This is a genomic window from Alistipes sp. An66 (assembly GCF_002161445.1).
GTDB lineage: Bacteria > Bacteroidota > Bacteroidia > Bacteroidales > Rikenellaceae > Alistipes > Alistipes cottocaccae.
In genome coordinates, this window is sequence record NZ_NFHT01000016.1 from 1 (window position 1) to 13,539 (window position 13,539).

11 protein-coding genes are annotated in these 13,539 nt (G+C 64.0%); 4 read left to right on the forward strand and 7 right to left on the reverse strand.

All coding sequences use genetic code 11. The features are described from left to right. Positions 1 to 35: 35 nt before the first annotated feature. Both B5G16_RS12600 and ybaK read right to left on the reverse strand, forming a co-directional pair. The gene (locus tag B5G16_RS12600; RefSeq protein WP_143260865.1) at positions 36 to 227 is read right to left on the reverse strand and encodes a hypothetical protein; all 192 of its coding nucleotides are present in this window, start codon (positions 225 to 227) and stop codon (positions 36 to 38) included. 133 nt (positions 228 to 360) lie between these two features. Then, positions 361 to 840, reverse strand: coding sequence for a Cys-tRNA(Pro) deacylase (ybaK, locus tag B5G16_RS10125; RefSeq protein WP_087263626.1), 480 nt, complete (start codon positions 838 to 840; stop codon positions 361 to 363). An 82-nt stretch (positions 841 to 922) separates the two neighbouring features. On the opposite strand from ybaK, the gene B5G16_RS10130 reads away from it, so the two are divergent. The 3 genes from B5G16_RS10130 (at position 923) to B5G16_RS10140 (ending at position 4,681) form a co-directional block, all read left to right on the forward strand. Further along, complete coding sequence (locus tag B5G16_RS10130; RefSeq protein ID WP_087263627.1) at positions 923 to 3,412, forward strand: DUF5686 family protein; 2,490 nt, start codon at positions 923 to 925, stop codon at positions 3,410 to 3,412. A 64-nt stretch (positions 3,413 to 3,476) separates the two neighbouring features. Continuing rightward, positions 3,477 to 4,139, forward strand: coding sequence for an HAD family hydrolase (locus B5G16_RS10135; RefSeq protein ID WP_087263628.1), 663 nt, complete (start codon positions 3,477 to 3,479; stop codon positions 4,137 to 4,139). 176 nt (positions 4,140 to 4,315) lie between these two features. After that, positions 4,316 to 4,681, forward strand: coding sequence for a DMT family protein (locus tag B5G16_RS10140; RefSeq protein WP_087263629.1), 366 nt, complete (start codon positions 4,316 to 4,318; stop codon positions 4,679 to 4,681). 168 nt (positions 4,682 to 4,849) lie between these two features. On the opposite strand, the gene B5G16_RS10145 is transcribed toward B5G16_RS10140, so the two are convergent. The 4 genes from B5G16_RS10145 to B5G16_RS10160 all read right to left on the reverse strand — a co-directional run bounded on the left by B5G16_RS10145 (position 4,850) and on the right by B5G16_RS10160 (position 11,593). Further along, positions 4,850 to 5,917, reverse strand: a complete 1,068-nt coding sequence (locus B5G16_RS10145) for a linear amide C-N hydrolase (RefSeq protein ID WP_087263630.1) — start codon at positions 5,915 to 5,917, stop codon at positions 4,850 to 4,852. Between the two features lie 60 nt (positions 5,918 to 5,977). Continuing rightward, positions 5,978 to 6,709: a Fe-Mn family superoxide dismutase gene (locus B5G16_RS10150; RefSeq protein ID WP_204228078.1), complete on the reverse strand. Its 732-nt coding sequence runs from the start codon at positions 6,707 to 6,709 to the stop codon at positions 5,978 to 5,980. Between the two features lie 154 nt (positions 6,710 to 6,863). Continuing rightward, entirely contained in the window at positions 6,864 to 8,612 is a 1,749-nt protein-coding gene (locus B5G16_RS10155; RefSeq protein WP_087263631.1) for a hypothetical protein, read from the reverse strand. Between the two features lie 2 nt (positions 8,613 to 8,614). Then, positions 8,615 to 11,593, reverse strand: a complete 2,979-nt coding sequence (locus tag B5G16_RS10160) for a tetratricopeptide repeat protein (RefSeq protein WP_087263632.1) — start codon at positions 11,591 to 11,593, stop codon at positions 8,615 to 8,617. Positions 11,594 to 11,794: 201 nt separating this feature from the next. Here B5G16_RS10160 and B5G16_RS10165 point away from each other — a divergent pair, with 201 nt between their 5' ends. Further along, positions 11,795 to 12,202 carry an OsmC family protein gene (locus tag B5G16_RS10165; protein WP_087263633.1) on the forward strand — a complete coding sequence of 136 codons (408 nt, stop codon included), beginning with the start codon at positions 11,795 to 11,797 and terminating at the stop codon, positions 12,200 to 12,202. A 96-nt stretch (positions 12,203 to 12,298) separates the two neighbouring features. Here the strand turns inward: B5G16_RS10165 and B5G16_RS10170 are convergent, their stop codons facing one another. Then, entirely contained in the window at positions 12,299 to 13,537 is a 1,239-nt protein-coding gene (locus B5G16_RS10170; protein WP_087263634.1) for a TolC family protein, read from the reverse strand. Positions 13,538 to 13,539 lie beyond the last annotated feature (2 nt).

Here is a 13,539-nt window from a genome sequence, read left to right on the forward strand (position 1 = left end):
CCCTTTAAGAAAGGGGATTTGTGGGCTGCGGAAACTCACGAGGTTTCCGAATCGTGAATCCGCGTCCAACGTTCGAAGCGCAGACCTGAATCCGAACCTTTCGGACATACCTCCGCCCACAAAACCGGCTTTTTAAGCCGGCGCCGGGCGACTATTCGCGGGTTTGCAAGCAAACCGTCCCCGGCGCTCGCATTTTTAGTCCGCATCTTTCTTTTCGATTTTTTCATCAAGCCGGAGATTTTCCAGCGCACAATTTATGAATATGAAAAACAGTTCCGCGCGTCGACGGTCGACGCGCGGAACCGGATCGGAAACCCCGCAAAGGCTCCTCCGTTCCTGAAACCCGGCTTTTAGCCGGGGTTAGATTTCGGCGAAGGATGCCCGGACGTAGACCGCCAGCGCCTTCGGGTCGAGCCGCAGCTGCAAGCCCCGAACCCCCGCACTGATGTAGATGAACGGCAACGCCTCGGCCGAAACGTGAATGTAGGTCGGGAAGAGTTTCTTCATGCCGATCGGCGAACAGCCCCCGCGGATGTAACCCGTCACGGGCAGCAGCTCCTTCATCGGAATCAGATCGCACTTCTTGTTGCCCGAGACCTTCGCGGCGGCTTTCAGGTCGACCTCGTGGTCGCCCGGAACCACACAAACGAAATATCCCGTGCGGTCGCCCTTCAACACCAGCGTCTTGAACACGGTGGAGATATCCTCGCCCAGCTGCTCGGCGACGTGCGTCGCGGCCAGATGCTCCTCGTCGACCTCGTAAGGAACCAGTTCGTAAGCGATCTTCGCCCGGTCGAGCAGACGGGCGGCATTCGTTTTTTCGATTTTTCCGCGTGCCATTCTGTCCTGTTTATCGGCTGTTTTCGCGCAAAGGTAGTTTATTTTCGCCGGATCTGTTCTTTTTTCTTACATTTGTCCCATCATGATACGGAGAATGATCCTCGGGATTCTGGCGCTCCTCTCCGGAATTGTCGGAACACAGGCGCAGAGCACCCGCGTCCGCGGTCAGGTGACCGACGGAAACGGTGTGCCGCTGCGGTTCGTGAGCGTCGTGTTCCCCGGGACGACCGTCGGCATCACCACCGACGAACAGGGCGTCTACGCGCTCGAAACCCGCGACACGGTGAGCCGCGTCCAGGCCTCGATGATCGGCTACGCCACCCGCACACGCCCGGTCACGCCCGGAATCTTCAACCGCGTGGACTTCGTGCTCGAAGCCGTGGAGTTCGACATCGGACAGGTGGTCATCACCCCGGGCGAAAACCCCGCCTTCCCGATCCTCGACGGCGTCCTGCGCAACAGATCCCGCAACGACCCGGACCGCCACGACTCCTACCGCTGCCGGACCTATACGAAAATGGAGCTCGACCTGACGAACATCCGAACGAAGTTCCGGAGCCGGAGGCTGCAACGCAACTTCGGATTCATCTTCGACTACGTGGACACCTCGGCCCTCACCGGACAGCCCTACCTCCCGGCGATGATCTCCGAGGCGACGGCCGACCTCTACCGGAGCCGCAACCCGGAATTCAAACGCGAGGTGATCCGCGCCAGCCGCATTTCGGGCGTCGAGAACGACTTCGCCGTGGCGCAGTTCACCGGCGGAATGCACGGCGACGTGAATTTCTACGACAACTTCATCGACCTGTTCAACATCCGCTTCGCCAGCCCGCTGGCCGAGGGCGGAAGGAGTTTCTACGACTATTTCCTCGTGGACAGCACCTGCCGCGAAGGACGCAAGGTCTACAAGATCCGCTTCCACCCCAAGCGCACGACCACGCCGGTGCTCGACGGAGAGATCAACATCGACTCGGCGAGCTTCGCGCTCGTATCGGCCACGGCACGCATGCCCCGGGGTGTGAACGTCAACTGGGTGCGGCACCTGCAACTCGAAAACGAAAACCGCCGTCTGCCCGACGGAAGCTGGTTCCGGGCCCGCGACCGGGTCTCGGCCGAATTCTCCGTCTCGGGGGCCGACTCGACGAAGCTCACCTCGTTCCTCGGAACGCGCGAGGTGGTCTACTCCGACGTGCGCATCGGCGAGCCGATCCCCGACGAGGTGCGACGCATGGACAACAACGTCGTGATCGAAAAGCACGACCCCGGAGAGGACGCCGAAGCCTACTGGGAAACCATACGCCCCTATCGGTTGAGCGACCGCGAACGGCGTATCTACAACATGGTAGACTCCGTGCAGCAGGTCCCGCTCTACCGCAACATCTACACCGTGATCAACACGCTGATCGCCGGCTACTGGAACACGAAGTACATCGGCATCGGACCCTACTACAAACTGGGGAGCTTCAACGATCTGGAAGGATTCCGCATGCAGGCGGGGCTGCGTACGACCTCCGAATTCAGCCGCCGGGTCCGGCTGGGCGGCTACGTCGCCTACGGCACGCGCGACGAGCGGGTGAAGGGCGGCGGAAGCCTCGAACTGGCCTTCTCGCGGCGGCTGACACGCAAGCTGACCCTCGCCGGACGCCACGACGTGGTGCAGCTCGGCGCCGGACAGAACGCCCTGACCGAGAGCAATATCCTCGCCTCGATTCTCTCGCGCGGAGACCAGCGGCTCTCGATGGTCGACCGCGGCGAGGCGACCTACGAGCACGAATGGCGCCACGGCATCAGCACCAGCGTCGGCATGCGGATGGAACGGATCTACGGCAACCGCTACGTCCCGATGGTGCGGCCCGACGGACTCCCGACGGGGGGAATCACGGATGCCGCAGTGCAGATCGGCATCCGCCTGTCGAAGGACGAGATGGTCTACCGCCTGCCCTTCGACAAGCACTACCTCGGGACGGTCTATCCCGTGGCGACGCTCTCGTTCACGGCCGGAATCCCCGGACTGCTGCGCCACAGCCCCGAATATTACAGGCTGGTGGGGAGCATCCGCTACCGTCCCGACCTGCCGCCGATCGGCTATTCGGAGATCACCGTCCAGGGCGGGCGGCTCTTCGGGCGGGTCCCCTACCCGCTGCTGAAACTCCACGAGGGAAACGGCACCTACTTCTACGACACCTACGCCTTCTCGTGCATGAACTACTACGAATTCGCCTCCGACACGTGGGTGTCGTGGTTCTGGGAGCACCACTTCAACGGAGTGCTGCTCGGGAGAGTGCCCCTCGTCAAGAAGTTGAAATGGCGGGAGGTCCTGATCTGCAAGGGTGTCTGGGGAACGCTTTCGGAAAAGAACAACGGGGCACGGATCGGCACACAGGCCCCGCTGCTCTTCCCGATCGGCATGGGATCCGTATCGGACCCCTACGTCGAGGCGGGGTTCGGCGTGGAGAACATCTTCAAACTCTTCCGCGTGGACTGCATCTGGCGGCTGACCCATCGGAATGCGGTTCCCGGTCAGGAGGTACAGAATTTCGCCGTGAACCTCGGCATCCAGCTCAAATTCTGACCCTGCGGCGGTGCCGAATCGGAGGATTTTCCCTATCTTTGACGGCGCAAAAACAAACCGAACCATGAAAAAAGCAGCTCTGTTCGACATGGACGGCACGCTGGTGGACAACACCGCGGCCCATATCCGGGCCTTCGAGATCTTCTGCGACCGCTACGGCGTCACGGACTGGAAGGAACGCCTCTCCCGGGGATACGGCATGGGCAACGACGACATCATGCGTCTGATCATGCCCGAAGCGATCATCCGTGTCAAGGGCACCGCGGCGCTGGCCGAGGAGAAGGAGGCCATCTACCGCGAGTTATATGCCCCGGAAATCCGGCCCGTCGAGGGGCTTCGCGAACTGCTCGCGGCACTGCACGACCGGGGCGTCCGTTGCGCCGTCGGGTCGTCGGGATGCCGGAAAAACGTCGATTTCGTACTGGAAAAGTGCGACATCGGGGCGTGGTTCGAGGCCCGGATCTCGGGCGATGCGGTCACGCGCTGCAAACCCGACCCGGAGATCTACCTCAAAGCCGCCGCGGCCGCAGGAACGGACCCGGCCGACTGCGTGGTCTTCGAGGATGCCAAGGCCGGCATCGAATCGGCACGCCGGGCCGGCGTCGGACGTATCGTGGCGCTGGCGACCACCCTTCCGCGCGAGGTGCTGGAACGCGAAACCGACGCCGACCGGGTGATCGACACCTTCGCCGACCTCCTCACGGACCTCGACGCCCTGCTGGCCTGAACCGGAAAGGGAACGGCAAGAAGAGCGGGCAAAGCATGGAGACGCGGCGAGGAGACGCGGCGAGACGGCATGCCCATGAGCCGCTTTTCCGGCCCCGGAGAAGATGTTTTTAAGCCCCGAAGAGCACGCATTCGGAAAAATTCGCTATTTTTGCGCCGTTTTCAAATGTGCGACTTATGTTCCGGGGATTTGCCACCGTTTTGCTGCTCGTCATCTCCAACGCCTTCATGACGCTGGCCTGGTACGGGCATATCGCCTTCAAATCACGGCTCGAACGTTTCGGAGCCATGGCCATCATCTTTTTGAGTTGGGGCATCGCCCTCTTCGAATACTGCTTCCAGGTGCCGGCAAACCGCATCGGATCGGCCGAATTCGGCGGTCCCTTCTCGATCTGGGAACTGAAAGTCGTTCAGGAGGTCATCTCGCTCACGGTCTTCGCGATCTTCGCGCTTGTCTTCATGAAATCCGACTCGCTGCGCTGGAACCATATTGCCGGATTCCTCTGTCTGATTCTGGCCGCCTACTTCATCTTCCGCAAATAAAAGACCCCGGCCCCTTGCCGGGGACCGAGGCCTCGGATTATTCCTCATCGCCGGGCGCTGACCGTCCGACGGGTCGCTTCGCGTGCCGGGCCGGCTGCCGGCCGGGCGCGGAGGCGTGCTGCACGGATGCCGGCCGGGTGCGGGCCGGGTGCGGGCCGTGCGGCGGAATCACTTCACCGTGATCCGCTCGACGGGCTGCTGCTGCACACGGTCCAGCGGATGCGACTGGTAGCGCACCTTCCCGAAGTCGATCTGCGAGAGGTCGATGCAGCGGATCGTGTTGTTGTAGGCCGTCTTGTAGTAGACCGTCCGGTGGGTCAGGTCGATGGCCGAGGTCCACTGCGTGGCGCTCGGAATGTCGGGGCACTGCCCGGCAGGGTGTTCGAGCCCGATGGGCACGTCGAAGTTGTTGAGCAGGTGGAAGCACTCCTGCACCGTCTCGAAAGCCGTGGCACGCTGCGGCGCCGTAGCGCGGAAGAAGGCCGCACGCACGAAGCGCGACGGCGGCGTGTCGTCGCCCGGAAGACCCAGAAAACCCGCCGTGGCGCCGAAGGCCCGCAGGGTCTTTTCGCCCACCTGGTAGGGTTCAACCTCCCCCGGGCGGAGATTCACGTAGTTGTTCAGGTTGGTCACCTGCCACTCGAAACCGGGCGCGTTGGTCAGCACCCCGACCTCGTTCTCGTAGAAGTGAGGCACGCCGCCGACGATCTCCAACACCACCTGGCGTCCCGAAGGTTCGCCGATGCGCCAGTGCACGACGGCATTCTTCTCCAACCCCACGATGCGGACCTTCCCGATCGCGGCCTTCACCTCGTCGATCGTGGAGAACTGCGTGAGGATCCACCCGGCAACCTGCAAATCGACCAGCGTGCGAGCCTCCTGCGCCGGGTCGTAGGTCTCGTAACCGCCGTACTGCGGGAAGAAGAAGAGCCCGGCCGAAAGCCCGGCCTCGTTGATTCCCTCGGCGATGAACGCCTGCTCGACGACGGCCAGCCCCACCACGCCGTAACGCGCCGTGTAGGCGAGCCCCTGGCCGCCGGTGGGCGTGAGCGAGCGGAGCTGCTGTCCGCGCGGAATGACGACATACATGCTTTCCAGGGCGCTGCTGCCCCACTCGATGGTGCGGGACTGGACGTAACTGCCGTCGGCGGCCGTCAGCGAAATGCCCGTGCAGGCCAGCGCCTGCATGGTGCCGCACAACGCGGCGACACCCAACAATCCGTATTTCAGTTTCATGTTTTTCTCAATTAAGACGATACGGTCCGGGTCGGACGACCGATCCGGAATCTCCTGCTGCTACTCCGGGCGGAATGCCTCCTTCGAAAGTCCGCAGAGCGGGCAGGCCCAGTCGGCGGGAATCTCCTCGAAAGGCGTGCCGGGGGCAATGCCCGTCTCGGGATCGCCCTTCGCGGGATCGTAGACGTAGTCGCACGCCGTGCACTTCCAGCGCCGCGGGATGCAGCGCTCCGCAACCTGCTTCCAGTCGACCAGATCCCACCACGCCGCCACGAAATCGGCCCGGCGGTTGCGGTAGTCGATGTAGTAGGCGTGCTCCCAGACATCGACCGTCAGCACGGGGCGCAATCCGTCGGTCATCGGGTTTCCGGCATTCGGTTTGGCGACGATCGAGAGGTTTCCCGACCGGTCGGCGGCGAGCCACACCCAGCCGGAGCCGAACAGCCCCACGGCCGCCTTCGTGAACTGCTCCCTGAAAGCCTCCACCGATCCGAATGCGGCGGCAAGTTTTGCGGCCAGCGTCTCCGGCATGGCGCTCTGCGTGGGGGTCAGCGACCGGAAAAAGAAGGTATGGTTCCACGCCTGCGCGGCGTTGTTGAAGACGGCGCCGTCGGCCCGGCGCACGATCTCGTCGAGCGGCATCTCGGCGTAAGGCGTTCCGGGGATCAGCCGGTTCAGGTTATCCACGTAGGTTTGCAGATGCTTGCCGTAGTGGTAGTCGAGCGTCTCGCGGCTCATCTTCGGGGCAAGGGTTTCCGGAGCGTAGGGAAGCTCGGGCATGACATGTTTCATAATGATTCGTTTTAAAAGTTGGACACGTATCGCGGATCGTTCCGCAATACGTGTCCAATTTAGCAAAAATTTCGCAGGTTGGTACTCCGCAACCGAAAAGAAAGATCTTTCGGCCGGTTTTCGTTGCGGCACGGAAGTTCACCCGCCCGCAGGGTCAGAAGTTGGCCTTGACGCCCACCGTGAAGTTGGCCCCCAGTTCGGGATAGCGGGCAAAGTCGAAGAGCCGCTGATCGGCCAGGTTGCGGCCTTCGGCGAAGAGCGTTACGCGGTGCGAGACCCGCCAGTCGAAGTGTGCGCGCAGGTCCACCGTAAAGGGCGCCTTGAAGACCGGCAGGTAGCGCGCTTCGTCAACAAACATGTAGTCGAGCGTCGACCAGCTGCGTTCGCTCTCCATACGGGCCTCGATCCCGAACGAGATCTTGCGGCCCGTGTAGTCCACCCCGATATTGCCGACGAACGACGCCTCGCCGTTGGCCCAGTCGCACTCCTTGTTGTAGAAGCGGCCGTGCACGCCGAGGTCGAACCGCAGCGAACTGATCGGGCGGTACTCGATTTCGCCGTTGAACGACGTCACGGTCTGGCGTCCCAACTGCGGGATGAAGGTCGAGGCGAAGGTTTCGTATTCGCCGGCCGCCCCCGAGCGTTCGAGGAGTGTCGCCCAGAAGAGGCGGTTGTCCTGCACCGAGAATCCGGCATAGACCCGGTAGGTGAATCGGTTGCGCCACAGCGAGCCGCTCAGACCCGCCCGGAAGTTGTAATCCACCGAACTCTTGTCCAGCCACGTCCCCGGCGCCACGTAGGGATTCACGGCGGTCAGTGTGCGGAAATCGTTGGGGCTGACCCCGCCGTCGGCCTCGAAGAAGGGTTTCAGGCCCGGAGTTCCCAGATTGAAGACAAGGCGTGCGAAGGGAATGAAGTAGTCGCCCGTCTCGGCCAGCGCCTCGGGTTCGCCCGGCGTCTCGACCCGGTCGTGGTAGTAGTCGGCCCCGGCTTCGAGCCCGACGACACCGCCGGCATAATGGTAGCGCAGCGAGGCCCGGATCAACTGCTGCCAGCAGCCCGACAGCCACTGCTGCCCTCCGAAGGCATCGTAACCGATTCCCAGCGAGAAGCTGCTGCGTCCGAAGCTCCTGGCGATCCGCCCTTCGGCCCCGAGGTTCAGCTGGCGGGAACGCTCTCCGTCGCCCGGCAGGTCGGAGTGGTCGAAGAAGAGGTCGCCATGCAGCCCCACCTCGAAATTCACCCGCGAAAGGTCCTGGAAATCATCACCGAAGCGCACCGAAAGGGCCGCATCGCCATAGTCGTTCATTCCCCCGATGCCGAGCGCCCGGAGCTGTTCCTCCGGGAGATCCGGATCGGTCGTATAGCTTCCGTAGCGGTGGTACATGCGGTTGTCGTAGGAGAGCTCCCCTTCGAGAACATGCCGTCCGAAGTACTTCCCCGCCGCAACCCCGGCACGGTTGTACATCCGCGTGGAGTTGTTCTTCACGCCGGCCTCGTTGGCGATCTTCGCATAACGCCCCTCATGGTTCAGATACCCGATGACATAGCCCGTCGAGGGATTCTGCGTCGAGGCATAGAAGTCCAGCACCGAATTGAGCGGATACCCCGCCCCGACTTTCAGGTAGAACGGCAGCGGACGGTTGAACTCCCAGTAGGTCACCGTCGCCGGACGGATCGGGCGCGTCGCGAGCGTCGTCTGCAACGACAGCGGCGTCACCGTATAGTCGATTTCGGGACGCATCCGCGTCGTATCGGTCATGTCGGGCTCGACGGCCAGTTTCAGGGCGCTTTCCACCCGCGGGACATAGGCCTTCGTCACCTCGACCCGTTTCTCGACCTGTGCCGCAACCAGCTGCGGCACCACCGCCGCACAGGCGGCTATCATCCAGAATCTTTTCATCGTCAGTTGAGTTTTGCGATTCGCGCCCGGGCCTCCTCGACGATCCCGTCGTCATCGGGCGAATAGCCGTCGGCCACGCTCTGCCACGTGGCGCGCGCCTGGAACGTGTCGCCCTTGCGGACATAGACATCGCCCAGCAGCAGGTAAGCCTTCGCAAGCCAGTAGGGCTGCGGCTCCCGATCCGAGAAGGCGAAGACCTCCTTTTCGGTGCGGTCCATGTCGCCGCTTGCGAAGGTCGTCTCGATCAGGCGGTAGGCGGCCTCGGAACCCTCCTTCGTGCGCACCTCCCCGGCCAGTTCGCGGTAAAGTTTCCCGGCAGCGGCCGCATCGCCCTGTTCGCGGAGCTGCGTGGCCAGGGCATATTTCGACTCGCGGACCGCCACCGTGCCGGCATCCTTGCAGGCTGCGACATCGGCGGCCATCGCGGCGATCTTCGCCGCATCGCCCCCGGCCACCGTGGCCCGCACGTAGCCCGTCATGGCATCCTCACGCCCGCCCCGGCTCGGGGCGGCGTCGTACAGCCGCCGGTAGGCCGCCGCCGACTCGTCCCAGCGTTGGTCCTCGAAGGTCATCCCGGCCAGTTTTTCCAGCACCGGGAGCGTATATTGCGTCGTACCCTGATCGGCCAGCGCCGTGAGGGTCTCGATGGCATGCTCCCGCTCGCCCGCCACCAGATAGCAGTCGCTCAAATAGTAGAGCGCATCGGTGCGCCAGGAACCCTTCGGATAGTTCTCCACATAGCTGCGCAGCGAACGGGTCGCCGCCGCACGGTCGCCGTCGAGGTAGAGTTTCTGCGCCGCGGCGAACGACAGCGAATCGCGCGACAGCGCCGTCAGGTCGCTCTCCATGCCCGACTTGGCAGCATAGTCGAAATAGGCGTCGGCATCGCCCTCGGAGACGTAGATCTCGCGGATGCTCTGCATCGCGCCCCGCGCCTCGGAGGATTGCGGCGCCGCCCCCACCACGCGGTCGTAGCAGGCCAGCGACTTCTGCTTGTCGCCGAGGTTCAGGTAGGCCAGTCCCAGGTCCGACCACGCCGACACGACGCGCGGCGACGAGGGATATTTCGCCACGAAGCGCTCCAACTGTGCGGCGCCCTCGGCGTATTTCTCCTGTGCAATGTAGCTGCGGCCCAGCTCGTAGGAGGCTTCGTCGGCATAGTCGCCGCCCGCGGCCTCGATCTGCCGCAGGGCCTGCTGCTTCTGCTCCGTGCGGCCCAGAATGCCGAGCGTCACGGCCCGCTTGTACTGCGCATACGCCGCTTCGGGAGTCGCCAGCGCAATGGCCCGGTCGTACTCCCCGACGGCCTCCTCGAAACGGCGGTCCGAATAGGCCACGTCACCCAGCCGGTTCAGCGCATCGGCCCGGTAGCGGTCCTGCGGCCCGTAGGCCCCGAGGAACTTGCGGAACGACGTCCCGGCCTGTTCCAGGTCGTTGCGGTCGAAGGCGCAGTAGCCGAGGTTGTACCACGCCAGCGCATATTCGCGTTCGCTGCGCGGCGCCCGTTTCAGATAGGCGTTGTATTTGGCCGCCGCCACGGCGTAATCTCCCTCGGAGAAGGCGATCTCTCCCTGCCAGAAGGTGCTCAACGCCGTGTATTTGGGGCTGACGTTCGCCGACTGCGACTCGGCGAAGCACTCCCGTGCGGCACGCATGTCGCCCGCCTTGAAGGCTTCCAGACCCCGGTAATAGGCGATCTTCTGCAACGCCGCGCGGATCTCCGCATCGCCCGTCGGCATCGCCTTGATGGCGCGGTAGGCGGCATCGTAGTCGCGCGAGTTGTAGTAGGCGGCGATGAGCAGCGTGCGGGCCTCGGGCGTGCGCGGCGACGCGGGGTAACGCTCGATATAACGGGTCAGGACGTTGATCGCGCCGTTGAAGGCGCCGCCGCCCAGTTCGTATTGGAGTTTGGCGTAGTTGAACAGCGCATCCTCGGCCACCGCGGCGTCCAACGAGTCGTCCGAAGCCATCGCAAAGGCCTGCATCGCCCGCTCCTTGTCGCCGGCCCGCAGGTAGCAGTCGGCCAGGTGGTAGGAGGCGTTCTGCGTCAGGGCATCCTCGGCGCCGCACGCCTTGCGCAGCCATTCGGCCGCCTCGTCGTAACGCGCCGTGCGGTAGAGCGAGAAGCCTTCCAGATAGCAGGCGTCGCGGTCCATCTCGCCGCCGGCGCTGCGGTAGGCGGCCAGATGCTCCAACGTCCGGTTGAAATCTTCCAACCGGAACCACGACTCGGCGATCACCCGTTCGAGCTCGGCACGCCGCTCCGGCACGGCATTCTGCGCCAGCTCGTCGCCGTGCTCCACGACATAGCGGTAGTTGCCCTCGCGGAACTCGATCTGCAACAGGTAGTAAGGCACCACGGCCCGGTAGGCGTCGCTCCGCAGCAGCGAGTTGAAGCCCTGTTTGGCCACGCCGTAGCGGCCCTCGGCGTAGTCGATGTAGGCGCGGTAGTAGCACGCATGGTCGGCGTATTCGCTGCGGCTGCCGATCCGGTCGAAATGTTCGTAGGCCTTCGGATAGTCGCCCTGCGTGAATTCGACGTATCCCATGCGGATGTCGTACTGTTCGCGGCGCTGCGGGCTCAACGTCCGGTAATCGGTGCGTTCGAAGGCGTCGCGGGCCCTGTCCATGTTCCCCACGGAGCAGTAGAACGACCCCAGCGAGAAGCGCACGTCGTTCGTGTAGACCGACTCGGGATAGCGCTCCTCGAAGGCGCGCAGGGCCCCTTCGGCATCGGGGCTTCCGAGTTCGACGGCGCATGCCGCCAGATAGTATTCGACCTCCTGCGCGAGGAGCAGCTCCGAGGGGTCGAGGGCCTCCTTCGCACGCAGGAATTCGTGGCGGGCGTCGCTCCAACGGCCGTAGCCGAAGAGGTCGCGGGCCCGCCGCATCAGGGTTTCGGGATCGGAGCCCGCGGCACGCACTCCGGGCATGCAGAGCGCGAGGGCCAGAATCGGCAGGAATATCCGGGATTTTCGCATAAGCACTTCCATTCTAAACGGGTCGCCGGGAGGTTCTTGCGGGCCGGGCCGTCGCTCCGCACAGGGGAGGACAAAGGCCCGGGGCGGTCTCCGTGCGGCCCCACATACGGTCGGACAAAGATAGGAAATTTATTCGACTGCACACGCTCAAAGGAACGGAATTTGCCGTCGCGTTATTGTTCAAACCAAAAACCAGAACTTATGACCGAAAAAGTGAATTTGCAGATGAGCCGTGCGGGTCGTTTCGAGCCGCGCGGGAGTGCGGATTGCGGGTCGATGAACCCCAAGGAGCAGCTGTTGCATGCCGCGGCGCAGTGTGCGGGGCGCACGGCGCTGGCGATCATGAAGAAGGAGCACATGACGCCCCGAAATTTCGAGATCAGCGTGTCGGGCGACCTCTCGACGGAGACGCTCCATGCCGAGAGTGTCTTCACGCGCTTCCACGTGATCTACCGGGTCGAATGCTGCGGCGAAGGCGACCGCGGCAAGGCGAGCCGGGCCATCGAGCTGACGCACGACCAGTATTGCGGGTTGATGCAGATGCTGCGCAGGATCGCCCCCGTCACGCGGGAGATCGCCGTCGTGAACACCGAGCCGGTAAAGGCGTGACCATCGGGCTGACACGCCGGTTTGCGGGCGGAGACTCCGGATCCTTCCCCGGCGAAGGAGGAGCTTCCGTCCGCTTTTTCATGCCGCCGACCGTCCTCACTGCACCGTGATGCGGCGGTAGTCCGAGACCGCCACCGCATAGTTGAAATGCGCACGGATGGCATTCGTGTAGATCTGGATCCAGCTCAACTGCGCCTGCAAGACGTCGAGGATCGTTGCCAACCCCTCGCTGTACGAATAGGTGCTGATCGAGAGGTTCTCGCCCGCGATGCGCAGGCTCTGCTCTGTGGCGTCGACCTGCGCACGGCTCTGCACCAGCGCCGTCCAGCCGTTCATCTCCTCGCGTACGATGTCGTCGCGGAGCGCCGCCGCACTCCACTCCTGCTGCATCGCCACGGCCCGCGCCGCCCCCGTCGCCCGGCGGCGTTCGCCCCCGTGGAAGATCGGGACCGACACCTGCAAGAATACCGAACCGTCGAGCGTCGTCGTCCCGTCCGTATTGGGCGTGTAGGGCTGCCACGAACCCCCGACGCCGACACTTACCTGCGGGTTGTACGAAGCCCGCACCGATCGTACCGCCGCCGCAGCCTGCGCCTGCCGCAACTGCGCCGCCGCATGGTCCGGACGCCGCGCCACGGCATCCTCCGCCGGAATCCGCTGCGGCATGGGGAGCGTGTCGCGGATCCCCTCCGCAAGCACGACCGGCTTTGCGGCGTCCGCACCGCGCAGGATGTTGAAGTTGTGCAGCGCCACCGCGCGGTTCTGCTCGACGCTCACCAGTTCGTACTCCGCCTCGCTCAACCGTGCGTCGATCATCAGCACGTCGCCCCGGGCGATGTAACCCTCGGAGAAGCGGCGGTCGACCACCTCCTTCAACGAACGGATCAGCGTCACGTAACGCCGCATCGACTCCGCATAGAGCTCCACGGCCGAGAGGTTCCAATAGGCGTATTCGGCCGCGAAGCGCACGTCGAGCCGCGAAAACTCCTCCTCGCAGAGCGCAATGTCGTAGCCCAGCGCGGCCTGATCGACCGCCGCACGCACCGACCCCCCGCCGTAAAGCGTCTGGACCAGCCGGGGCAGAACGCCGAACGTCCACGGCTCGACGCCCTCATAGCGGTGGAAGCTCTTCGTGAAACTGCCCTCCACCGACAGCCGCGGCAGGTAGCCCGTCCGGGCCTGTCCCGACTCCTCGTCGGCGGCCGTGCGCTTCGCTTCGGCGAGTTTCAGCGTCCGGCTGTACGCCGCGACGTCCGTGCGGTACTCCTCCAACGTGGTCTGGCACAGCCCCGGAAGGCCGACGGCCAGCATCAGGATCGACAACAGGTGTTTCATGG